Annotated in this window: 19 protein-coding genes; 6 read left to right on the top strand and 13 right to left on the bottom strand. The window is 71.4% G+C overall.

The genetic code is table 11. From position 1 onward, the window contains the following. Positions 1 to 41 precede the first annotated feature (41 nt). From IT371_18870 to IT371_18860, 3 genes are all read left to right on the top strand, one after another. A complete protein-coding gene (locus tag IT371_18870) occupies positions 42 to 1085 on the top strand; it encodes a tetratricopeptide repeat protein (protein MCC6749736.1) in 1044 nt (347 codons plus the stop codon). 62 nt (positions 1086 to 1147) lie between these two features. Next, complete coding sequence (locus tag IT371_18865; GenBank protein ID MCC6749735.1) at positions 1148 to 2425, top strand: sigma 54-interacting transcriptional regulator; 1278 nt, start codon at positions 1148 to 1150, stop codon at positions 2423 to 2425. A gap of 57 nt (positions 2426 to 2482) precedes the next feature. Further along, positions 2483 to 4195, top strand: a complete 1713-nt coding sequence (locus IT371_18860) for a serine/threonine protein kinase (protein MCC6749734.1) — start codon at positions 2483 to 2485, stop codon at positions 4193 to 4195. A gap of 20 nt (positions 4196 to 4215) precedes the next feature. On the opposite strand, the gene IT371_18855 is transcribed toward IT371_18860, so the two are convergent. The 3 genes from IT371_18855 to IT371_18845 all read right to left on the bottom strand — a co-directional run bounded on the left by IT371_18855 (position 4216) and on the right by IT371_18845 (position 7631). Next, entirely contained in the window at positions 4216 to 5340 is a 1125-nt protein-coding gene (locus tag IT371_18855) for an Ig-like domain-containing protein (GenBank protein MCC6749733.1), read from the bottom strand. An 88-nt stretch (positions 5341 to 5428) separates the two neighbouring features. After that, positions 5429 to 6805, bottom strand: a complete 1377-nt coding sequence (locus IT371_18850; GenBank protein MCC6749732.1) for a hypothetical protein — start codon at positions 6803 to 6805, stop codon at positions 5429 to 5431. A 226-nt stretch (positions 6806 to 7031) separates the two neighbouring features. Then, positions 7032 to 7631 carry a hypothetical protein gene (locus IT371_18845; protein ID MCC6749731.1) on the bottom strand — a complete coding sequence of 200 codons (600 nt, stop codon included), beginning with the start codon at positions 7629 to 7631 and terminating at the stop codon, positions 7032 to 7034. A 190-nt stretch (positions 7632 to 7821) separates the two neighbouring features. Between IT371_18845 and IT371_18840 the strand changes: the two genes are divergently transcribed. From IT371_18840 to guaA, 3 genes are read left to right on the top strand one after another with little or no spacing between them, the layout of a single operon-like run. Next, positions 7822 to 9489 (top strand): hypothetical protein, encoded by a 1668-nt coding sequence (locus tag IT371_18840; protein MCC6749730.1) that lies wholly within the window; start codon positions 7822 to 7824, stop codon positions 9487 to 9489. 55 nt (positions 9490 to 9544) lie between these two features. Further along, positions 9545 to 11005 (top strand): IMP dehydrogenase, encoded by a 1461-nt coding sequence (guaB, locus tag IT371_18835; protein MCC6749729.1) that lies wholly within the window; start codon positions 9545 to 9547, stop codon positions 11003 to 11005. Positions 11006 to 11009: 4 nt separating this feature from the next. Continuing rightward, the gene (gene guaA / locus IT371_18830) at positions 11010 to 12563 is read left to right on the top strand and encodes a glutamine-hydrolyzing GMP synthase (protein MCC6749728.1); all 1554 of its coding nucleotides are present in this window, start codon (positions 11010 to 11012) and stop codon (positions 12561 to 12563) included. A 74-nt stretch (positions 12564 to 12637) separates the two neighbouring features. On the opposite strand, the gene IT371_18825 is transcribed toward guaA, so the two are convergent. The 10 genes from IT371_18825 to IT371_18780 all read right to left on the bottom strand — a co-directional run bounded on the left by IT371_18825 (position 12638) and on the right by IT371_18780 (position 21688). Continuing rightward, a complete protein-coding gene (locus IT371_18825) occupies positions 12638 to 13684 on the bottom strand; it encodes an MCE family protein (GenBank protein ID MCC6749727.1) in 1047 nt (348 codons plus the stop codon). Between the two features lie 10 nt (positions 13685 to 13694). Further along, entirely contained in the window at positions 13695 to 14711 is a 1017-nt protein-coding gene (locus tag IT371_18820; protein MCC6749726.1) for an MCE family protein, read from the bottom strand. A 26-nt stretch (positions 14712 to 14737) separates the two neighbouring features. Further along, positions 14738 to 15487: an ATP-binding cassette domain-containing protein gene (locus tag IT371_18815; GenBank protein MCC6749725.1), complete on the bottom strand. Its 750-nt coding sequence runs from the start codon at positions 15485 to 15487 to the stop codon at positions 14738 to 14740. Next, complete coding sequence (locus tag IT371_18810) at positions 15484 to 16320, bottom strand: ABC transporter permease (protein MCC6749724.1); 837 nt, start codon at positions 16318 to 16320, stop codon at positions 15484 to 15486. The genes IT371_18815 and IT371_18810 overlap by 4 nt, the downstream gene beginning before the upstream one ends. Before the next feature lie 3 nt (positions 16321 to 16323). Beyond that, on the bottom strand, positions 16324 to 17085 hold the full coding sequence (locus IT371_18805; GenBank protein MCC6749723.1) for an ABC transporter permease: 762 nt from the start codon (positions 17083 to 17085) through the stop codon (positions 16324 to 16326). An 8-nt stretch (positions 17086 to 17093) separates the two neighbouring features. Beyond that, complete coding sequence (locus IT371_18800; GenBank protein ID MCC6749722.1) at positions 17094 to 17825, bottom strand: ATP-binding cassette domain-containing protein; 732 nt, start codon at positions 17823 to 17825, stop codon at positions 17094 to 17096. Between the two features lie 11 nt (positions 17826 to 17836). Further along, positions 17837 to 18904 carry a tetratricopeptide repeat protein gene (locus IT371_18795; GenBank protein MCC6749721.1) on the bottom strand — a complete coding sequence of 356 codons (1068 nt, stop codon included), beginning with the start codon at positions 18902 to 18904 and terminating at the stop codon, positions 17837 to 17839. Then, complete coding sequence (gene ltaE / locus IT371_18790) at positions 18888 to 19919, bottom strand: low-specificity L-threonine aldolase (GenBank protein MCC6749720.1); 1032 nt, start codon at positions 19917 to 19919, stop codon at positions 18888 to 18890. The genes IT371_18795 and ltaE overlap by 17 nt, the downstream gene beginning before the upstream one ends. Before the next feature lie 67 nt (positions 19920 to 19986). After that, positions 19987 to 20463: a hypothetical protein gene (locus tag IT371_18785; GenBank protein ID MCC6749719.1), complete on the bottom strand. Its 477-nt coding sequence runs from the start codon at positions 20461 to 20463 to the stop codon at positions 19987 to 19989. Positions 20464 to 20782: 319 nt separating this feature from the next. Then, on the bottom strand, positions 20783 to 21688 hold the full coding sequence (locus IT371_18780) for a hypothetical protein (GenBank protein MCC6749718.1): 906 nt from the start codon (positions 21686 to 21688) through the stop codon (positions 20783 to 20785). Between the last annotated feature and the right edge of the window lie 103 nt (positions 21689 to 21791).

Here is a 21791-nt window from a genome sequence, read left to right as displayed (position 1 = left end):
CTAATTGTGGCCGGCCGCCTAAGCGCGCGAGGGCGTTGGCCGTGGTGCTCGGCTTCTGCGCACTCCTGGCGGGGGCCCCGGCGGCGGCGGCAGGAGGAGGACACCTGCAGCGCGGCGCGGACCTCCTCGCGCGCGGCGACCTCGCAGGGGCGGCGGCGGCCTTCAGCGACGCGATCCGCGAGAACCCCAAGGATGCACGGGCGTACTATCAGCGTGGCGTCTGCCATGGGCGCCTGAAGAAGGCGGCGGAGGCGAAGGCCGACTACCGCGCGAGCCTCAAGCTGGACGCGCGCCTGGCCGAGGCGCACAACAACCTCGGGGCGCTGCTACACGAGGAGGGGGAGGAGGAGCCGGCGCTCGCGCACCTGAAGCTGGCGGTGCAGCACAAGCCGAGCTACGGGGAGGCCTGGTTCAACCTGGGACTGGTCCTCTACGCCACCAAGCGCTACGGCGACGCGGCGAAGGCCTACGTGCGCGCGGCGCGCCTCAAGCCCAAGGACGTGGACGTCCGCATCAACCTGGGGGCGGCGCTCCAGCGATTGGACGACGTCGAGGGAGCGCTACGCCAGCTGAAGCTGGCCGTACAGCTCGCCCCGAAGGACGCGATGGCCCGCGCCAACTACGGCGGCCTGCTGCTCGAGCGCGGCAAGCTGGACGAGGCGCTCGGGGAGCTCAAGACCGCGACGCGGCTCGACCCGAGCTACAGCCCCGCCTGGCGCCGGCTCGCGCAGGTCCTGACGAAGAAGGGGGCCCACGGCGAGGCGGTCGCGCACCTCAAGCAGGCCTGCAAGCTCTCGCCTCGGTCGGCCGAGCTCCGCGCTCTCCTCGGTCAGGTCTACCGCAAGTGGGGCAAGAGCGCGCTCGCCCTGGGCGAGTACCGGGCGGCCCTCAGGATAGACCCCTCGTTTCACAAGACGCACCTGCTCATCGGTCGCCTGCACGCCGCCGACGGCAATTGCGCGGCGGCCCGGAAGGCCTTCGCCGCCTTCGTGGCGACCGAGCCCAAGCTTCCAGCCGACACGCTCGAGAAGCTCGCCGCGGAGTGCAAGGCGCGACCGGGCGGCGGAGGAGGGGCGCGTCCGTGACGAGCGCCGGAGGTCGTGCGGAGGCCGGGACGCGGCTCATCGAGCGTCCGGGGGCGGGGAGCGTGCTCGTGGTGCGCGCGAGCCGGCTCTCGGTGGAGCAGGGGCCGGATCGCGGCAAGGAGCTCGCGCTCGAGGGGCGCCCCGTCGTAGTTGGCACCGACCCGACCTGCGACCTCGTCCTCACGGACCCGGCGGTCTCCGCGCGCCACCTCTCGGTCGAGCCGCGGCGCGAGGGGTTTCTGCTGAAGGATCTGGGCAGCACCAACGGGACCTTCGTGGACGGCTACCGCGCGGAGGCGCTCTACCTTCCTTCGGGGGCGCAGCTCGAGCTCGGCGGCACGACCCTGCGCTTTCTGACCCTGGCGGAGGAATTAGAACTTCCCCTCAGTAAACGGACCCGGCTCGGCGGACTGCTCGGCCACGGCGAGGCGATGCGTCAGGTATTCGCCATTCTAGAACGCGTCGCGCCTACGGAGGCGACGGTGCTCCTCGAGGGGGAGTCCGGAACCGGCAAGGAGCTGGCCGCGCGCGCCCTCCACGAGCTCTCGCCCCGCAAGACGGGCCCCTTCATCGCCCTGGACTGCGGCGCGATCCCGCCCGCGCTGATCGAGAGCGAGCTCTTCGGACACGCGAAGGGCGCCTTCACCGGCGCGGCGCACGCCAAGGCCGGTCCCTTCGAAGAGGCCGAGGGGGGGACGGTCTTCCTGGACGAGCTCGGCGAGCTGCCCCTCGAGCTCCAGCCGAAGCTCCTGCGCGTGCTCGAGAGCCGCACCGTGCGGCGGGTGGGGGAGTCCCAGGTGCGCGCCATCGACGCGCGGTTCGTGGCGGCTACCAACCGCAACCTGTCGCAGGAGGTGGAGGCCGGCCGATTTCGCCAGGACCTCTTCTTTCGCCTATCGGTGATTCGCGTCCGTTTGCCCGCCCTGCGGGAGCGGCGCGAGGAGATCCCGCGGCTCGTGGCGCACTTCCTCGCACAGCTCGGGCACGACCCGGCGCAGCCGATCCCTTCGTCGATGATGGAGCTGCTCTCGGCCCACGCCTGGCCCGGAAACGTGAGGGAGCTGCGCAACGTGGTGGAGCGACTCGCGCTGCTGCCGGGGATGACTCCGCAGTACTACCTGGACGGAGAGGGCCGCCCCTGCCCGCCAGCCGGGGAGGTCGTCGTCCCGCTCGACGTGCCGTTTCACGAGGGGAAGCGGGTCTGGACGGAACGCTTCGAACGGGAGTACCTCGCGGCGCTCCTCTCGCGCTGCGGTGGAAACATCTCGGAGCTGGCCCGCGTCTCGGGGCTCTCCCGGCAGTCGTGCCACCGGCTCCTCGACCGCTACGGGCTGACGTAGCGCGCTGGGTCTCTGCCCCCGATGCTCTCTTCGGACCGGATTGGGCCGTATCGTCTCGTGCGCCGGATCGCCATCGGCGGCATGGCCGAGGTCTTCGAGGCGCAGCGAGAGGGTGACCCCACCTCGGTCGTCCTGAAGGTGCTGCTCCCCGAGCTCGCCGCGGACGCGGAGTTCGTGCAGATGTTCGCCGACGAAGGGCGGCTGGCCGCGGCTCTCGCGCATCCGCACATCGTGCGAGTCCACGCGTCCGGGGAAATAGAGGGAACGCACTATTTAGAGATGGAGCTCGTGGACGGGGTCTCCCTGGCGGAGTTGCTGAGGGGGCAGGGGGCCCCGCTCGAGCCCGGGCTCGCGCTCCTCGTGGCCGAGGGATTGCTCGCGGCGCTGGGGCACCTCCACGGGTTGAAGGGCGCCGACGGGCGCTCCCTCGGGGTAGTACATCGCGATCTGAACCCGCGGAACGTGCTCCTCTCGCGGCGGGGCGAGGTAAAGCTGAGCGACTTCGGCATCGCGCGCTCGCGGCTCCGGCAAGGGCGCACGCGTACGGGAGTGATCAAGGGAACCGTGCAGTACCTGGCTCCCGAGCAGCTCGCCGGGGACGAGGTGGACGCGCGCACCGACGTGTACGGGGCCGGGCTCGTGCTCTTCGAGCTCCTGACCGGGGCGCCCTACATCGCCGGGGAGCGGGAGGTGGACCTGCTGCGCGCGGCGGAGCATCCCCGCTGGCGGGCTCCGTCTAGCCTGCGTCCGGAGCTGTCACCGCGCTTCGACGCGTTGCTGCAGCCCGCGCTGCAGCCCTTTCCCGAGCAGCGGTACGGCAGCGCCGCGTCCTTCTCGGCCGCTCTCGCGCGGGTGCGGGAGGAGCTCGCGCTGCGGACGGACGTGGAGTCGCTGGCGAGCTGCGTGCGCGCTGCGGCCACCGCGGCGCCTAAGGGCGTGGGGGCGTCGGTGCGGCCGATCGCGGCGGGGCGCGACGGAACCGTGGTGCGCGACCGTGGTGCGTCGGCCCTTTCTCCGGAGGCGGACAATCAGTCACGGGAGACGGCGCGCAGAAGGCTGCTCGGGGCCGGGGCGCTGCTCCTCGCCGCGCTGGGGGTGGGAGCGTATTGGTGGGTGCGTTCTACTTCCCGGGAGAGGCCGGCCGGCGGTGCCGCGGGGGTGGTCGGGGGAGCGCCGGGGGACGGAGGACGCGCGTCGCGGCCCGCGGCGCTCGACGGTGGGTCGAGAGACCGCACGCGCTCGGCGTCCGTCGCGCCGGATGCCTCGGCGCGAGGGGTGGTGCGGCGGCGACGGGGGGGCGGCGCGGGGCGCGGCGACGGCGGGCGCCCGGGGGTTCGCGGAAGCTTGCAGGGAGATGGCGGGGCGAGCGTGGCCACGTCGCCCGTGGAGAGCACGCGGGTGGCGGAGCGGCTGCGCACGTTGCGAACGGCGCTGGGCAGCCAAGGGCTCCTCCTCGAGGATCTCCCCGCAGAGCTGCGCGGTCAGTGGGTGGCGGCGGAAGGCCACCTGCGCGAGGGGAGGCTCGTCGCCGCGCGCGAGAGCTTGACGAGCCTCGAACGGCGCCTGGCCAGCGTGCGGGTGGACCGGCCCCTGGTGCAGGAGAAGCTCAACCGGGTGGACCGCCTTCTGCGCGCGCTCCCGGCGACGCGTCCGGACCGGCGGGCGCTCGAGGATCAGGCGGCCACCGCGCTCCAGACCTTCATGGACGGGGATTACGCGGGGGCGAACGCGCAGCTCACGGCGATCCTGAGGCGGCTCGGCCGGCGGTGAGCGTTAGACGGCCGGCCGCCTTAGCGCGGCGCGCGGCAGAGGCCGTCCGTTCCGCAGAGGGGAGCCTTGGTGGGGCAGCCGCCGAAGGTGCCGTGGAGGCGGCAGTCGCTCAGGCAGACGCCCTGTGCCGGATCGCAGGCGAGGCCCGCGGCGCATTCGGGGACGCAGGGGCCCGGCTCCGGGCGACAGGTCTTGCGAGAGGCGTCGCAGGTGAGGCCGGGAGGGCAGGCCTCGCCTCCGTTGTGACAGAAGCGCGGCTCACACCCTGGGCAGCTCGCCATCGGCTCTTGATCGGCGGTGGTGAATTGGCTGACGAAGGGTTGGTTTCCGGGGGCGATCGGCACCTGATCGAGAGGCCGACCCGCGGCGTCGTCGAGCGCGTCCGTGGTGACGCGAATGCGGTAGGTGGAGGCGAGCGCGAGTGGCTCGGCGAACCGGTATTCGAGGGTCGTGGGCGCCTCGGGGCCGGGGCCGAGGAACTGGACCACGATGGATTCGGGGGGGACCTCCTCCTCGCGGCCGCCGACGACCTTCAGCACGCGCACGACCCCCCGGCTGCTCAGGATGGGGGCCCGCATGCGCTTGGAGAAGATCACGAAGACGCTCCCGGTGAGCCGCGCGGCGAGCTGCTTCGCGCCGTCGGGGGGGATCACCTGCGTCACCTGGGGCGGCCTGAAGAGGGGCTTCAGGTTGAACGGCACCTCGATGCGGCGCGTGCTCCCGTCCAGAAACGCGGCGCCTTGCACGCCGCCCGCGGCCAGGCTCTCGCCCGAGGTGCCCGCGAGCCCCTCCACGCGCAGGTCGAGGGGCTGAGGCGGCAGTCCGCCCCGCTCGAGACGCACGAACGGCAAGCGCCCCAGGCTCTCGAGGGGCACCTGCGCCTCGAGTTCCCCCGCTCCGTCGCCGTCCACGTCGCTGACGCGCACGTCTCCCTCGCTCCACTGCGTGGTGGCCGGGTAGAGGCCCTCGGCCGAGTCGACCACCAGGCGTACGGTCCGGAGCAGTCCCACCAGGGTTTCGGGGTTCGTGGTGTTCGGGTCGGGGACGAGGACGACGTCCAGGGCCACAGGGGAGCCGCAGCCGCCCCCGAGCAGGGCGAGAAGGGCAAGGGCGCGCGCGGGGGAAGGAGAGCTTCGACGGGTCACGACCGACTCCTTTCGCGCCGGGCCCTGACCACAGCGTAGCACGCCTCGTACGGGTCGCTTCGCGCGGCGTCGCACGAGGGGGCACTGCCTACTTGGTTGCGTCCTTGCACTTACCCGAGGCCGCGTCGCAGCTCGCCGCCTGCGGGGCGAAGCAGGCCACGGCCGGGCACGCCAGGTTCTTGTTGCACCCGGCCGCATCCCACCTCTTGCGCAGGTCGTTCAGCTTCTGCACCGCCGCGGTCTGTCCGCCGTTCACGTAGGTCACGCACGCGCAGGCCAGCCGGTCGGGGACCTGCAGCGAGCACTGCTTCGCGGCCGCGGAGGGGGCGCAGCTCCGAGCCTGGTCCAGGGCGAGGGCGTAGGCCTTGCTCAGGTCGGCGCAGGTCCCCGGGTCGGTGGGCTTGATGCACTCGAAGCCGATCGCGCAGCCGCGGGGGTCGTACTTGGTCTGGATCTTCCCGCCCACGCAGAAGTCGGGGGGGAGCGGGGCGAGCGCCGGGCAGTACTTCTCGCAGGAGAAGCCCACCACGCAGCCGCGCGCGTCGTGCTTCGGCACGATCTTGCCGTTCGGGCAGAAGTCCGGCGGCGGGGGCGAGAGCGCCACGGTGCACTGCAGCGGCTTGGCCTGGCAGAAGGAGCGGCAGGTGCACGCCGTGGCGGCCGGGTCGTTCGGATTCTGCGGCTCGCACATCGGGCAGACCCCCGGGAGCCACTCGCAGTCAGGGCGCTTGCCGCAGGTGGTCTCGTCGAGAGCGTCGCAGGTGGGCGGCGCCTTCTGGCGGCAAGAGGGCTTGCACTCGCAGCCGGTGCCCTCCTGGGGCATGCACATCGGGCAGTAGAAAGCTCCCCACTCGCAGTCCTTGCGCCCGCTGCAGGCCTTCTCGCCGGTCAGTTCCTCGCACTCGAGGGGGAACTTCGGTACGCAGGCCAGCTCGCATACGGGAGGTGCGGAGGGGCCGCACCCGCCGCCAGGGGCCGGGGCCGGTCCGGGGTTGGGCGGTTCCGTCGGGTTCGTGGGCAGGCCGCCCGGGGTGCTGCTCCCGCTGCCGCTTGGCGTCGCGCCGGGGGTGCTGCTCCCGCTGCCGCTCGCGGGGGGCACGCTGCCCGAGCCGCTGCCCGCGCTGCCGCTGCTCCCGCCGCTTCCGGTGCCTGTACCGGTGCCGGGCTCGGCACAGCCGCTCTCGACGCAGCTCAGCGTCTTGACGCGACAGTTGGGGTTGAGGCTACAGACCTTCGGACCCAGGTTCTGGCAGGGGACTCCCGGCGGCACCGTCCCGCAGGTCGGGTCGCTGCACGGCTGCCAGCCGGCGGGCACGTCCGCCGAGGAGCCGAACTCGCGCCGCTCTCCCGTCTTCAGATCGATGGCCGAGATGGGGGTCTGGTTCGACTCGGTGCAGCCTGGGGTACCGAGGGCCCACAGCACGAGGAGCCCGGGTCCTGCGAGAGTTCGGAGGCGTTGCCGCATGGTGATTGTCCTTTCGTCGCGTTGCAGCCGAGCGGAAGCAATGCAGGCTCCGGACCAGGCCCGGCGCACCTTGAAGTGCGTGCTCTCGCGCGAGGTTGAGGAGTCCATGGCGCGCGCCGTCGCGCCGAGCGTCGCATGCGTTTGACAGGTCGGGAGGCCCCGCCTGTCAACGTGGTGTGACAGCTCGGGTGGGGAGGGGTCGCGGCTCGCTCGGGAGCGGCGCGGCTCAGGGGCGGGGCGGCACGATGATGACGTCGGGTCGCTCGGACCCGCGTCGCGCCAGCAGCACGGTGGAGGTCACGATCCCGGCCACGGCCACCGACGCAGCGGTCCAGACCCACCATTGGCGGTACCACGGGCGGCCGGGAGGGGGGGCCGGAAGGCCCGCGAACGCCAGTCTCCGCAGCGCGCCGGAGAGGCTCTCGTCACCGGGAGCGCGCAGGACTTCTTGCCAGGTGCCTTGCCGCGCCCCGCGGGCCACATCTACCGTCGTCAACCGGACCACCGTGGTGTTCCCCAGGCGCCCGACGCGCCAGGCCGCCACGAGGCTCGCCCCGACGGCCCGCCCGAGCTCGATCGTGCAGGGGAGGTCCCGGAGGCAGCTCGCGGGGCGCGCCCGCAGCTCCTGCTCGAGGAGGTTCTCCGCCAGCGGGCGATAGCCCTTCCCGACCGTGACGCTGCGGCGGAGGAGCAGCTCCACGTGGCGGCGTTCCGCTGCGGAGAGGTTCACGCTCTCGAGCGGGAGGAAGGCCACCACAGGGAGGCGGGGCGCCGGCGCAGCCCCGGCGGCGGCGGGTAATAGGCAGAGCAGCAGAGGAAGTCTCACGTGCACCGAACTCCAGCGTGGGGCGCGCGAAGGTGGTTGCCCTTCGCGTAGCGACGTGCAAAGCACATGCCTGTGGACACGACGTCCTTCTCGACCGGCGCAGGTCGCGGGGGCCTCCGGGGGCCACGCCACCATAGGGTAGGCAACCCGAAACAACCCCACTATACTGCGCGCGCTCGCCCGAGGTGGCATGCCCGTCAACACCCAGCTCATCGACATCCTGAGGAAAGAGGAGGCCATCCCGCCCCTCGACCTCGAGCACGCCCTGCAGCAGCACCAGAAGCAGGGCGGGGGATCGCTCGCGGAGTGGCTCTTGCGGCGGGGGCTGGTTACCGAGGACGACCTGTTCTTTCTCCTCTCGCGCCGACTCGGAGTGCCGGCCATCCCCGAGGAGCGGCTGCTGCACCTTACGCTCTCGCCGGATCTCCGACGTCGGGTGCCTAGGGCCCTCGCCCGCGAGCTGGTTCTCCTGCCGCTGGACCTGGACCTGGCGAAGGGGACCCTCTCCGTGGTCATGTTCGACCCGTCCGATCAGGAGGGGCTGAAGCGCCTGCGCGCGGCCAGCCGCGTGGTGGAGGTGCGTACCTACCTGGCGCGGCGGTCGGTGATCCTGGACGCCATCGCGCGGGCGTACGGCGCGACCGAGCAGGTGGCGGGGGAGCTCGCTCCCGTGCCGCGCATGGATCGCGACGAGGACAGCGACCTGCTCCAGATCGGAGACACCCAGGTGTCCCTGATCCCGGGAAAGGTGGAGCTGGATCCATCGCTGGCCAAGGAGATCGCGGCGCTCCCCGAGCCCTCGCCGGACACCGTCTCTGACGACGACTCGCAGGATCTGCCCAAGACCACCGTGCAGCGCCTGGCCGCGCCGCGAGGGCGTTCCGTACCGGCCTCGGCGCAGAGGCCGCTCCCGACCTTCGAGCGTCGGGCCGCTCCGCCGGAGATCCGCGGGCGCTCGCTGCTGCGGCCGGGAGCGGAGGCTCCGGGGCTCGAGTGGACGACCCCCTTCTCGACGCCGACGGGGCAGGATCGGACCCAGGAGCTCGACCTCGAGCAGATCGAGCTCTCCGAGGAGCTGAGCGAGCCCGAAGCGGCTCCGCCCGATCCGATCACGACGCTCCAGCCAGCTTTCTCGGCCAAGCGCGGCGGGGCGGCCGACCTCGCGCGCCTGGCGGACCTGACGCCTCCCTTGCCCACGCTGCGGACGCTCGCCGAGACCGAAGTGCTGACGGACGAGCACGAAGCCCTGGCCGCGGTGCCGACGCCTGCCCCATTGCAGCTTCCCGGAGCCACCGATCCAGCCGACCTCGAGGGGCTGCTGGGCGAGCTCCTGGCCTCGGTGGGAGTGCTGGTCTCGATGCTCGAGGAGCGCATCGACCCGGGCGGGGCCACCTCGCGGGAGTACGCGCACCTGAGCCGCTTGATGGCCCGCGAGATCGGGCTCGACGAGCTCTCGGTGGCTCGGACGGCGCTCGCCGCGCACCTCCTCGGCCTGGACGTGGCGCTCCGGAGAGAGCTGGGGGCGAGCCCGGCGGCCGACGTGATGGTGGCCTTCTCGGCGAAGCCGACCATGCCCGGCGGGCTGAGCCCGAGCCTGCGCACCCTCGGCGCGAAGGCGCTCGGCATCTGGGACCCTCCCGAGGAGCACGTCGGGGTGCAGCTCATTCGCGTGGTGGCCGACTACCTCGAGCTGCAGACCGAGTCCGCCGAGGACGATGCCCCCGACCTGGAGACGGTGTCGCAGCTCTTGCGGACGAGCGGGACGGACCCGACCCTCGTGGACGCGCTGCATCGGGCGGTGGAACAGGCCGAGGGGACGCTGGTCCGCACGCGCAAGAGCGCGGTGAAGGATTCCTAGGTCGGCCGCGACCGACGAGCGAGCCCCGGGTGGACCGCCCGGGCGGAGGTGTCCGATGAACGACCGCACCATGCCCGTGGCCTTGACCTTCGACGACGTCCTGCTCGTCCCGGGGCACAGCACCGTCCTCCCCTCCGAGGTGGCGGTGACCACCCGCCTCGCGCGCGGGATCGCCCTCCAGATCCCGCTCGTATCGTCGGCCATGGACACCGTGACCGAGTCGGCGACGGCCATCTGCCTCGCGCGAGAGGGAGGACTCGGGATCGTGCATCGGAACCTCTCCCCCGCCGACCAGGCGAAGGAGGTGCTCCAGGTGAAGCGCGCCGAGACGGGGATGGTCGTGGACCCGCTCACCGTGCACCCCGACCAGCGCCTCGGTGACGCCATCCACCTGATGCAGACCCACAGCTTCTCGGGGCTGCCGGTGGTCAAGGAAGGGCGGCTCGTCGGGATCCTCACCAACCGGGACGTGCGCTTCGAGAAGAACCTGGACCAGCGGGTAGCGGACCTGATGACCGAGGAGCTCGTCACGGCGCCCGAAGGGGTGGACCTGGAGCGGGCGAAGGAGCTCCTGCACACGAATCGCATCGAGAAGCTGCTCGTGGTGGACGGCAAGGGGATGCTCAAGGGGCTCATCACGATCAAGGACATCGAGAAGGCTCAGCGGCACCCCTTCGCGGCGAAGGACGACCGCGGGCGCCTGCGCGTGGGGGCCGCGGTGGGCGTGGGAGCCGACCGCGAGGAGCGCGTGGCGCGCCTCGTCGAGGCGGGGTGCGACGTGATCTGCGTGGATACGGCGCACGGCCACAGCCAGCGGGTCATCGACACTGTCGCCGCCGTGCGGGCGAGCTACCCCGACCTCCCGATCGTGGCCGGCAACGTGGCGACCGCGGAGGGAGCGGAGGCGCTGGCGAAGGCGGGAGCCGACGCGATCAAGGTCGGCATCGGGCCCGGCTCGATCTGCACCACCCGCGTCGTGACGGGGGTGGGCGTGCCGCAGATGACGGCCATCTGGGCCTGCGCGCCCGTGGCGGAGCGGCACGGGGCGACGGTGATCGCCGACGGTGGCATCAAGTACTCGGGGGACGTGGCGAAGGCGCTCGCCGCCGGGGCGCACGTGGTGATGGTGGGCAGTCTCTTCGCCGGCACCGACGAGGCCCCAGGGGAGAAGATCCTCTACCAGGGTCGCAGCTACAAGATGTACCGCGGCATGGGGAGCCTCGGCGCGATGCAGGACGGCAGCCGCGACCGCTACTTCCAGATGAACGTGACCGACGACCGGAAGCTCGTCCCCGAGGGGATCGAGGGGCGCGTCCCGTATCGTGGGCCGCTCGCGGACAGCGTCTACCAGCTCATCGGCGGCGTGCGCGCGGCGATGGGCTACGTCGGCGCGGCGACGCTCGCCGAGCTGCGGACGCGGGCGCGCTTCGTCCAGGTCACCGCCGCGGGGCAGCGCGAGAGCCACGTACACGACGTGATCATCATGAAAGAAGCCCCCAACTACCGCGTGGAGTAGCGTCGTGGCGCGCAGATCGATCGTCGTCCTGGATTTCGGCTCGCAGTACACGCAGCTCATCGCCCGCCGCGTGCGCGAGCTCCGCGTCTACAGCGAGATCCGCCCCTGCACCATCTCCCTGGCGGAGCTTCGGGCCATGCAGCCGGCGGGCGTGATCCTCTCCGGGGGGCCGGCGAGCGTCTACGAGACCGACGCCCCGCGCATCTCGAAGGAGGTGTTCGAGCTCGGGGTCCCCGTGCTCGGCATCTGCTACGGCCTGCAGCTCATGACCGAGCTGCTCGGCGGGCGGGTGGCGCCGGGGGAGCGCAGGGAGTACGGGCGCGCGAAGGTGCGGGTCCTCGACCGCGACTGCCCGCTCTGGCGCGGGCTCGACGAGGAGGGCGAGCTCGCGGTCTGGATGAGCCACGGCGACCGCATCGAGAGCCTCCCCGAGGGCTTTGTCGCGGTCGGGAGCAGCGAGAACACCGCGCACTGCGCGATCTGGCACCCCACGCGCCGGCTCCTCGGCGTGCAGTTCCACCCCGAGGTGGCGCACACTCCTCGCGGCGAGCTGATGCTCGGCAACTTCGTCCACGCCCTCTGCGGCTGCGCGGGCGACTGGACGATGGCCTCGTTCGTCGAGACGGAGGTGACCCGGATCCGCGAACAGGTGGGACCCACGGCGCGCGTCGTCTGCGGCCTCTCGGGCGGGGTGGACTCCTCGGTGGCGGCTGTCCTCGCGCACCGGGCGATCGGCGAGCGGCTGAGCTGCATCTTCGTGGACAACGGCGTCCTGCGGGCCGGCGAGGCGGCGCAGGTCGAGCAGGTCTTCGCCGAGCAGCTGCGTATGCCCCTCGTGGTGGTCGATGCGCGCCGGCGCTTTCTGGAGCGCCTCGCGGGGGTCACCGACCCCGAGCGCAAGCGCAAGCTCATCGGGGCGGAGTTCGTGGCGGTCTTCGAGGAGCAGGCGCAGCGTCTGGTACCGCCGGCGGACTATCTGCTCCAGGGGACGCTCTACCCGGACGTGATCGAGAGCAGCTCGCACCGCGGCCCCTCGGCCACCATCAAGACGCACCACAACGTGGGGGGCTTGCCCGAGCGCATGCGCATGCGGCTCGTCGAACCGCTGCGCGAGCTCTTCAAGGACGAGGTGCGGCAGGTGGGGGAGGAGCTCGGGCTCCCGCACCACGTGCTCTGGAGGCAGCCCTTCCCCGGACCGGGGATGGCGGTGCGCATTCTCGGCGAGGTGACAGCCGAGCGCGTGGCGCTGCTACAGAAGGCCGACGCGATCATCGACGAGGAGATCCGCGCCGCCGGGCTCTACGACAGCATCTGGCAGTCGTTCGGCGTGCTCCTGCCGGTCCAGACGGTGGGCGTGATGGGGGACGGCCGCACCTATCAGTCGGTCCTCGCGCTGCGCGCCGTGCATTCCACGGACGGCATGACGGCGGACTGGGTGAAGCTCCCGTACGAGCTCCTCGCCACCATCAGCAGCCGCGTGATCAACGAGGTCCCGGGGATCAACCGCGTGGTCTACGACATCTCGTCGAAGCCACCTGCCACGATCGAGTGGGAATAGCCAAACATAGGCACCTCGGCCACGATGCGCCCATGTTTGATTGATCGCGCAACGAGGCGTTTCCCCCTTGAGACCTACCTCTTCGGTGCGCCGCGGGGGGCGCGCTCGCGCGGGGGCTTGCCGAGGACCTTCCAGGGGGTCTCGCGGATCGTGCGCTGCGACTCCTTGAAGTCGTCCACGAGCTCGGGGTCCTTGGCGAGGCGCGCGAGACTCCCTTCGCCGCGCTCCACGCGGGCCATCAGGGCCGCGATCTGACGGGTCATGGCCTTCGCGAGCGTAGCCGCCCGGTCCAGCCGCTCGAACGCGGCGACCAGGGCCTTCTTGCGCGGGTCGACGAGCTGCTCGAGCTCGCCCACCGCCGTGGAGAGGCGCTCGGCGCGGCGTACGAGCGTCCGCACCTGCGGCCCGTGCCCGTCGACCAGGCGCTCCACGCGGCCGCGCAGGCGGGTGACCGCGCGACCTCCCTCGGTGGCCTGGTTGAACGCGTTCTCGAGGCCCCGAAGCTCGTCGAGAAGGGTCACGACGCGTGCCTTTAGCCGCCCCGGGGCCTCGTTCACCCCGGTCTCCGCGAGGAGCTTCCGAATGTGCGCCATCCCGCTGCCGATGGTGCGCAGGCTCGGAGCCTCCTCCTTCAAGATCCGGAGGGCGAGGTTCATGGTGCGGAAGCTCTCGTTCAGCAGCCGGTCCAGCACCGGCGGGTCGATGCCGCGGAGCGCGGACTCGGGCGCAGCCGGAGCCTCGGGCGCTCCGGCGGGCGGACCGACCTCGAGGTAGCGCTCGCCGATCACCCCCCCGACGGAGTTCAGGTAGACCTGGGCGTTGCGCCAGAAGAGCTGGCCCTGCGCGCGCTCGATCCAGACCGTGACGCGCACCGGGCCGAGAGGAGGGGGCGTCTCGCCCGGGATGGAACGCCGCACCGCCAGCACCCGCCCCAGGCGTCGTCCCGAGAGCCGCACGTCGACGCCCTCCTTCAGGTTCTCCACCCGGGCAAAGTCCACGTGCAGGCGGTAGCCGGTGGTGAGCGGGTGGCGGCTCGCGCGGACGAGCAGCCCGAGCGCCCCTCCGAGGAGGAGCACGAGGGCCACGCCCACCGCCTGCTGCAGCCGCTCGGAGACCAGCATCGGGGCCCCGCTACTCGCGCCAGAGAAACTTCCAGGGGTTTCGCTTCAGGTCGCGCACCATCTCCTTGAGGTCGTCGTAGAGCTCGTCCTTGACGAGGATGGCCCCCGCGCTCCCCTTGCCGCGCGCGAGCCGCTCGACCATGGTCCTCGCGTCCCCGGCGATGAGGTAGACGCGGTCGGCCAGCTTCACGAGCTGGTCGAGGGCCCGCTTCACGTTCTTCTTCTCGGGGGGGCCGATGGCGTCCGTCACGTTGAGCAGGCCGTCCAGGGTGCGGCTCGTCTTGCCGAGGAGCGCGTCGATGTTCTTGCTCACGGAGGCGGTGGTCTTGTCGAGGTTCCCGACGATCGCGCTCAGGCGCCGGGGGTCCCCGACGCCGGCGCGGACGGACTTCACGAGCTCGGTCGTCTCGAGGGCGAACTTGTCCAGGCTGCCGAGGAGCCGCTTGATCTCGTCCTGATTGGCTGTGAGGAGCGTATCCACGGTGCGGATCGCCTTGGCCGAGGAGCGGAGCAGGTCGCTGATCGTGTCCCGCTCGCGTGTGAGGAGCCGGGTGGCCCCCTCGAGGAACTCGTAGAGCCGGGCCACGATGAGGTCGGTGCGGGGGGGCGTGACGCCGGAGAGCACCTGGCCGTCCTCGATCGGGCGCGCCGCGGGGGTGCCGGGGACGATCTCCACGTACTGCTCGCCGAGGACCCCTTGGGTGTTGATGAAGAACTCGGCGTCGGAATAGACGGTCCCCTTGGCCTGGTCGTCGAGCCAGAGGCTGGTGCGCACGAAGACCCGCCGACCGGTCTTCGGGTCGGGGCGGCCGCCGAGGAACTCGATCTTCTGTACCTTCCCGAGCCGGATGCCGGCCACCTTGACCGGGGCGCCGGCGTGCAGGTTGCCGGTGAACTCGAAGTCCACCGACACCGTGAAGCCCTTGGCGAGGGAGAAGTTCCCGAGGGTGACGATGAGCGCGGCGAGGACGCCGAGCGCCCCCAGCACCAGCAGGCCCACCTTGAACTCGATACCCCGATCGCGCATAGCGTCTCCCGTGTGCGCAGAGCGTCTCAGAAGCCGGGCGTTTCCATGGGTCCGTCGGAGCGACCCTCGATGAACTGGCGCACCACGGGGTCGCGCGTCTCGCGGAACTCCGCCGGCGTGCCGAGGAGGTGGACGACCCCCTGATAGATGAAGGCGATGCGGTCCGCCACGCCGAAGATGCTCTTCAGATCGTGGCTCACCACCACCGAGGTGACGCCGAGCTCCTTCAGTCGAAGAATGAGCTGGTCCACGCGACGCGCGGAGACGGGGTCGAGGCCGGTGGTCGGCTCATCGAAGAGGACGTACTCCGGGTCCAGGGTCAGGGTGCGCGCGATGGCCACCCGCTTGCGAAGACCGTCGCCGAGCTCCGACGGATAGCGCGCGGCGAAACGCTCCATCTGGACGATCTCGAGCCGGCGCAGGGCCTCCTCGCGCGCGGCACGCTCGCTCAGGCGGCGATGCTTGCGGAGGGGCAGGGCCACGTTGTCGAGCACCGAGAGCGAATCGAAGAGCGTGGAGTGCTGGAAGACCATCCCGCAGCGCTTGCGCAGGGGATAGTAGGCCCGCTCGGGGAGTCCGTGGACCGGCACGCCGTCGAGGAGGATCTCGCCCCGGTCGGGTTGCAGGAGCCCCACCAGGTGCTTGATGGTGACGGACTTCCCGACGCCGGAGGTGCCGATGATGAAGAGGATCTCGCCCTTTCGCACCTCGAGCGTGAGTCCGCGCAGGACCTGTTGCGCGCCGAAGGCCTTGTGGACCTGACGGAACTCGATCATTGGCCCACCTGCGGCGGGAAGACGATGAAGCTGAGCGTCCCGAGGAGGAAGTCGAGCACCAGGACCGCGATGGAGGAGTTGATCACCGCCCGCGTCGTAGCCGAGCCGACCCCCTCCGAGCCGCCGTGCGTGGTGAGGCCGCAGTAGCCGGAGACCACCGGGATCGCCGCGCCGAAGGCGATCGACTTGGTCACTCCGGTGATGACGTCGCCGTGGGTCACCGCGGTGAAGTCGAGAAAGAGTCGCGGGTTCACGCCGAAGGTGAAGTAGGCCATGGCACAGCCGCTCGAGATGCCGATCACGGCCGAGAAGACGGAGACCGCCGGCACCATCAGAAGGCAGGCCAAAAAGCGCGGCACGACGAGGTAGCCCACCGGGTCCACGCCGCACATGCGGAGCGCGTCCACCTGCTCGGTCACCACCATCGAGCCGACCTCGGCGGCGATGCCGGCGCCGACGCGGGTGGCGAGCATCATGGCCGTCAACGTCGGGGCGGATTCGTGGATGATGAGCTTGATGAACTCGAGCCCGACTTTGGAGAGGTCACCCGTGACGCGGTTCAGCTGCAGGCAGACCTGAAAGATGGAGACCATGGCGATGAAGCCGAGGGTCACGGCCAGGAAGAAGAGCGACCGGTTGCCCACCTCGAACATCTGGCGGCCGACCTCGCCCGGCTCGCGGCGACCGGCCCGCGTCTGACGGAGCGTCGAGACGAAGACCCCGAGGAGAGCGCGACCCGCCCGCCAGGTCTCGACCACGACCGAGCCGAGCTTCACCGCCGGCTGACGGAGGAGGGGGCTGCGCGCGTCGGGGGAGGGGAGGGGGGCGCTCATCGGTCACTCGAGCGAGAGGGTGAGGAGGCAGTCCACCACGAGGATCCCCACGGCGGCCGCGACCACCGCGGCGTTCACCGCGCGCCCCACTCCGACGGCACCTCCCCGCACGCTGATGCCGAAGTAGCAGCTGGTCAGGGAGATCACCAGTCCGAAGGCAGCGGACTTGATGAGGCCGTGGAGGAGGTCCCACTCCGTCAGGTTGGCGAGCAGGCTCTGCCAGAAAATGGAGAAATCCACCCCCACGACCAGCTTGCCGAAGAGGGCCCCGCCCGAGATGGCGACGAGGTCCCCGATCACGGTCAGGAGGAAGAGCATGATCATCATCGAGGTCACGCGCGGCACGATCAGGTAGCGCACGGGGTCGATGGCCAGGGCCCGTAGGCCGTCGATCTGCTCGGTGACCGTCATCGTGCCGAGCTCGGCCGTGTTGTTGGCTCCGACGCGTCCGCTGAACATGAGGGCGATCAGGATGGGGCCGATCTCGCGGAAGGTGGAGTAGCCCGTCCCCCAGCCGAGGAGGCCGGTGGCGCCGAAGCGCCGCACGAAGATGCCGCTCTGGATGACAAGGATCGCGCCGGTGAAGAAGGCGGTGAGGATGATGATCGGTACCGAACGCACCCCCATCTTGTAGAGGTTGCGCCAGAGCTCGCGGCCGTCCATCGAGGGATACGGGAGGAGGGCGCGAAGGACCTGGAGGAGCAGGACGCCCACGCCGCCCACCTGGCGGGTGGTGCCGAGCACGGTGCTGCCGAGGCGCTGGATGAGCGCGCTCATAGCGGTCCCTCCAGGTCACCGCGCACGAACTGGCGCACGACGGGGTCGGGGCTCTCCTCGATGGAGGCGGAGGGGCCGTTGTAGCGCAGCCTCCCCTGGTAGAGCAGGGCCATCTCGCCGGCGAAAGAGCGCAGGGCGTCCACGTCGGACGAGACGACGACCACCGTGGCTCCCGAGCGGGCGTGGTCCGCCGCGAGCAGCTCGTAGATCTTGCTCGTGGTCACCGGGTCGAGTCCGGCCGTCGGCTCGTCGTAGATCACGATCTCGGGGTCCGAGACGCTGGCGCGCGCGACGGCGACGCGCTTCTTCATCCCCCCCGAGAGCTGAGACGGCAGCTTGAGCTCGCTCCCCGCGAGCCCCACGGCCTTCAACCGGGCGGCGGCGCGGGCGAGCGCCTCCTCGGGCGCCACCCCGGCGCGGACGAGGGGGAAGGCGACGTTGTCCTGCACGTTCATGAAGTCGAAGAGCGCGTTGTTCTGGAAGAGCATCCCGATGCGTCGTCGAGGTCGCATCAGCTCGTGCTCCTCGAGGGTCGTCAGGTCGTCCTCGCCGACGAGGATCCGCCCGTGGTCGGGGCGTACGAGGCCGCAGATGAGCTTCAGGAGCACGCTCTTGCCGGAGGCCGCGGGACCCACGAGGCCCCAGATGGTCCCGCGAGCGATCGCCAGGTCGATCCCGCTGAGCAGCGGCTCGTCGAAGGCCTTGTGTACATCCTCGAGGCGAATCACGGCGGGCGATGCTACCACGACTTCCGCGGCGGGGTGCCGACGGGGGTGCAGCGCAGGGCCGCCTCCTGCAACCGGGCCCGGCGCGCGTGGTTGCCGTCGGGAAAGTCCCGGAGCAAGCGCGCGAGCGCGGCGCAGGAGGCCTCGCGATGGCCGCTCTGGAGGTGGACCTGCGCGATCCACCACTGAGCGTCGTCCCGCAGCAGCGAACGGGGATAGTCGTCGCGGACGGCGGCGAAGCTCTCGAGCGCCGCTCGCGGGCGACCTAGCGCCTGGAGCTGGATCACGCCGACCCGCAGCTGGGCGTCGTCCATGTGGATCGAGCCGAAGGAACCGCCCAGGAAGGCGTAGCTCTGGCCCGCCAGCAGCTTCCGGTAGCGGCGGAGGGCCCCCTCCCAATCCTTCAGTCGCTCGAGGAGGGTGCCGGCCCGGTAGATGCCGTCGTCCCGCACGGGGCTCTTCGGGTGCCGCTCCGCGAGCTGGTCGAGAATGGCCACGGCCTGACGCAGCTCGCCGCGGGCCTCGTAGAGCTCCGCCGCGGCGAGGAGCAGGTTCCCCGCGAGGCGCGATGCCTCGACGGCGCGATAGAGGTGGTGGAGGAGGCGGACGAGCGAGGCCGCGCGATCGCTTCCGCGGTAGAGCCTGACGAGCGCGCGGACCGCCTCCACGGCAGGGGCCTCCTCCGGGTAGCGGACGATGACCTGCTGGTAGAGGCCGAGGGCCCCGTGCGGCTCGCGCAGCGGGCCCTCGAGTAGCCGCCCGGCCTCGAGGAGCGCGCGGGCTCCCGTCTCGGGGTCGAGCGTGCTCTGGCCGAGGCGCTGAAAGGCGCGGAGCGCGGCCTGGTGCTGGCCGACCTTGGTCAGGAGCTGCGCGCCCCGCAGCCGCGCCACGTCGCAGAGCGCGGCGTCGGGCCCGCACGAGCGGCTGGCCGCGGCGTAGGCCTCGATGGCCCCTCGATGCTCTCCACGACGTTCGAGCTGCAGCGCTCGCCGGTAATCGAGCGGCAGCACGGGCTTCGCGCCGCAGGCCGCGCCGAGCGCGAGAGGCACGAGGGCGAGGAGGAGCTCAGGGGCGGAGCGCATGGTCCAGCACGGAGATCGCGTGCTCGCATTGTGCGCGGTTCACGTCGAGGTGCGTGACGGCGCGCACCCGTCGGGGACCGACGGCGGCGACGAGGACCCCCGCGGCACGCGCGCGTGCGACCAGCGTCTCGGCGTCGGGGGCCGGGGGCTCGAGGTCGAAGATCACGATGTTCGTTTCGACCGCGGTCGGGTCGAGGCGCAGGCCTGGGAGCCCCGCCAGCCCGCTGGCCAGCAGGCGCGCGTTGTCGTGGTCCTCGACGAGCCGACGCACGTGATGATCCAGCGCGTGCAGCCCGGCGGCGGCCAGGATCCCCGCCTGGCGCAGTCCGCCGCCGAACATGGTGCGTGCCCGTCGCGCACGCTCGATGAAGGCGCGCGTCCCCGCGAGGACCGACCCCGCGGGGGCCCCGAGCCCCTTGCTGAGGCAGATCGAGGTGGAGTCCACGGCCGCGACGAGCTCCGCCGGCGAGCAGTCGCACGCGGTGGCCGCGTTCAGGAGCCGCGCGCCGTCGAGGTGGAGCGCCAGCCCCGCGGCGCGCGCCACCCCCGCGATCGCGCGCACCGCCGCCGGCGCATAGACACGACCGCCCCCGCGGTTGTGCGAGTTCTCGAGCCACACCAGGCGCTGGTGGGCCTGGTGTCCGTTGGGTGGGCGCAGAGCCGCTGCGAGCTCCTCTGCGGTGAGGAGCCCGGCGCGCCCGAGTTCCTGGGTCTGGATCCCCGCGAAGGCGCCCGCCGCTCCGGCCTCGTAGCTCGTGCAGTGGCTCCCCCAGCCGAGCAGCACCTCGTCTCCGCGCTGCGTGTGGCAGAGGAGGGCGATCTGGTTCGCCATCGTGCCCGACGGGACGAAGAGCGCGGCCTCCTTGCCGAGGAGCTCGGCCACCTTCGTCTGGAGCCGCTTCACGGTGGGATCCTCGCCCCACACGTCGTCGCCCACCTCGGCCTCGGAGATGGCTCGGCGCATCGCGGCCGTGGGCCGGGTCATGGTGTCGCTGCGGAGTTCGACGGGGATCATGGGCGCGGAGCATAACAGAGGGTCCGCGGGCCGCGAAGCGCGGCGCGGACGACGCCGCAGCCAGGGGCTACATCGTGATGAGCGGCCGGCTGACCGCCGTGACGGAGACGTTGGCGAGGCCGAGTCCGAGCGCGGCGCGCACGAGATCGCCAAAGCCGATGCGCTCTTTGGTCACGTGATAGGTCATCCACTGCAGGCTGGCACCCTTCGGGGGCATGAAGGCCTTTGGGGCTACGGGCAGCGAACTCCAGCTGACGAGACCCTCGGCCGAGAGCCCGCCAGCTCCGGAGTAGCTCTTCTTGTCCGGGGTGAAGAGCGTGTGCAGGTGCGGATGCGGAACCGTCTTCGTGCGGTCGTAGACGGCGATCTGCACCGCGTTGTCGAGCCGCTTCTGGGTCCAGGCCCGCCCGATGAGCCAGGCGCGAGCGCGCTCGGCGACGGAGGCGCGCGCCTGGCCCTCGGCCGCCGAGGAGGCGAGGGGCATGCCGAGCGCCAGAGTGAACGCGAGAGCTGCGGTTAGCCGGTAGGGGGTCAGGGATCGCATGGTCGTCCTCTCCTCTTGGTGCGCTGGCGTCGCGGCGTCGATTCGTCCGTGTCGCGCGTGTGGGCCACACCGTGTGGGGCCTCGACGCCCGACGGGTGCCGGCGTGATAGGCCCGCTGTGCACCTTCCGGACCATGCGTCGACCGTGGCCGCGACGAGGCGCAGCCCGCCGGATCCGGCTGAGACCATCGATGGTTGGACGGGCGATTGGCGTGGCGGTCTGCCGGGTCGCGCAGTTTCTGCGCCGCCGAATTTGCGCCAACGAGCTGGCTAGAGCTGCGGTCGGCCTCGTGCGGCGAGGCGCCAGGAGGCGATGGCCCTTACGGGGCGCAGCGCGGCGGTGGGCCGCAGGTGAAGAAGGAGCCCCGGCAGTCGGGGTCCTTCGCCTTGCAGCACCCGGCGCCGAAGCAGGTACCGGTGCAGACGGCGCGCAGCGTGGCGCAGTCGGTCTTCAGGGGTTGCCCCGCGGGCGCCGCCTCGAAGTAGGTATTGAGGAAGACGTGCCCCTCGCCCGATTGCCCGAGCACCCACTGAATGGTGTTGGAGAGGGACGCGCTGCACGTGGGGTACGCGTAGCCCTTCGAAGGCGCTGGCAGCTCCCATTCCAGGCCCTTCGCCATCCTCCAGCCCACCTCGGTCCAGGCCTTACGCCCGTCCAGGTCTTGCGTGCGGGGATCCGTCCCCGCTGGGTCGAGGTGCGTCGCGCGATACGCCGAGACGGCCGCCTTGGTCGTCCAGAGCCAGCTTCCACAGAGGCCGTTGATGTAGCCCCATAGGATGTAGTTCACCTCTCCCGCGAAGTGGCATTGCCCGGAGATGGTGAGCGTCCCGGCCGCGGCTCCGTCTCCGCAGAGTCCCTCGGGGCTCGTCGCCTGCGTACTCTTGTAGACCTCGGCCGCGAACCACTCGTTCACCTCCCAGCCGCCGAGGCTGAAGGCGTCGGAGCAGAGCTGCTTCTTCTGCTCGGCCGTGAGCTTTCCGTACTCCGCGGCGACCTGCGCCAGGAGCTGCTGGATGGCCCCGTCGGCCTGGCCCCCGCAGCGGTCCTGCGCCTGGGCCATCGCTCGACCGCTGGCCGGATCGGCCGGGGTCGCGCGGAGGTCGTCGCCCGACTCGGCCAGACCGCAGCCTGCGAGCAGACCCGTGCACAGCACCGCGCCGAGGAGATAGGTCGCCCATCCGTACACGCCGCCCGCACCACGAACGAAAGGGGGTCGGGAGCTCATCGAGACCTCTCTGGGGTGGACTGCGCCGGCCACGTTGCAGGCATCGTGCCGCGACGGGCGGGGGCCACGCGCTGCGATGTGGACGTTGCCTCGGGAGGTTTCG

Source organism: Deltaproteobacteria bacterium (genome assembly GCA_020848905.1).
Taxonomy (GTDB): Bacteria; Myxococcota_A; Polyangia.
The sequence above is the reverse complement of the archived record's forward strand: the minus strand, read 5'-3'. Positions and strand labels throughout refer to the sequence as shown.

Coding starts and splice junctions, on each gene's coding strand:
- IT371_18850 (MCC6749732.1), bottom strand. CDS start 6,805: ATGCGGCAACGCCTCCGAACTCTCGCAGGACCCGGGCTCCTCGTGCTG.
- IT371_18840 (MCC6749730.1), top strand. CDS start 7,822: ATGCCCGTCAACACCCAGCTCATCGACATCCTGAGGAAAGAGGAGGCC.
- guaB (MCC6749729.1), top strand. CDS start 9,545: ATGAACGACCGCACCATGCCCGTGGCCTTGACCTTCGACGACGTCCTG.
- IT371_18825 (MCC6749727.1), bottom strand. CDS start 13,684: ATGCTGGTCTCCGAGCGGCTGCAGCAGGCGGTGGGCGTGGCCCTCGTG.
- IT371_18820 (MCC6749726.1), bottom strand. CDS start 14,711: ATGCGCGATCGGGGTATCGAGTTCAAGGTGGGCCTGCTGGTGCTGGGG.
- IT371_18815 (MCC6749725.1), bottom strand. CDS start 15,487: ATGATCGAGTTCCGTCAGGTCCACAAGGCCTTCGGCGCGCAACAGGTC.
- IT371_18810 (MCC6749724.1), bottom strand. CDS start 16,320: ATGAGCGCCCCCCTCCCCTCCCCCGACGCGCGCAGCCCCCTCCTCCGT.
- IT371_18795 (MCC6749721.1), bottom strand. CDS start 18,904: ATGCGCTCCGCCCCTGAGCTCCTCCTCGCCCTCGTGCCTCTCGCGCTC.
- ltaE (MCC6749720.1), bottom strand. CDS start 19,919: ATGATCCCCGTCGAACTCCGCAGCGACACCATGACCCGGCCCACGGCC.
- IT371_18785 (MCC6749719.1), bottom strand. CDS start 20,463: ATGCGATCCCTGACCCCCTACCGGCTAACCGCAGCTCTCGCGTTCACT.
- IT371_18780 (MCC6749718.1), bottom strand. CDS start 21,688: ATGAGCTCCCGACCCCCTTTCGTTCGTGGTGCGGGCGGCGTGTACGGA.